The organism is uncultured Microbulbifer sp. (assembly GCF_947498635.1).
GTDB classification, from domain to species: domain Bacteria; phylum Pseudomonadota; class Gammaproteobacteria; order Pseudomonadales; family Cellvibrionaceae; genus Microbulbifer; species Microbulbifer echini.
The window spans coordinates 1-420 of sequence record NZ_CANMKV010000138.1 but is presented as its reverse complement, the minus strand read 5'-3'; the positions used below and the strand labels follow the sequence as shown (position 1 = coordinate 420).

Genomic DNA, 420 nt, shown 5'->3' with positions numbered 1-420 from the left:
TGTGCCGAGCTGATTTGACTCCAGCAAGTGGCGAAAATTAAGAATCGTTGTCTCATCGGGAATTGGGCCATTCAAAGTCAATCCTGCAAAATTACGCATAGATTCAATTTCGTATAGCGCATCTTCCATAGCTGGATCGCTGAGGTTGTAAAACAACTGCATGCAATGAATACGCAGCATGACCTTCAATGGGTAAGGCTCTCGGCCACGCTTGCCGCGTGGATAACAAGGGGCTATTCGAGCTTCCAGTCGCCGCCAAGGAATGAGGGCATTCATCTGAGAAAGAAACTTCTCTCGACGAGTTTTACGGCGCTTCAGATTGTATTCTGCTTCGGCAAAGGTGACTTGGTGCATGATCTATCGTAGCCTTGACGGATAACTGAATACTACCAAATTGGCTCGGAATTATTCAGAGGTTCC

At 46.9% G+C, this 420-nt stretch carries 1 protein-coding gene; it reads right to left on the bottom strand.

The genetic code is table 11. The features are described from left to right. The coding region (locus tag Q1A69_RS20175; protein WP_299589736.1) for a transposase at positions 1–357 on the bottom strand (357 nt) is incomplete at its 3' end. Positions 358–420 lie beyond the last annotated feature (63 nt).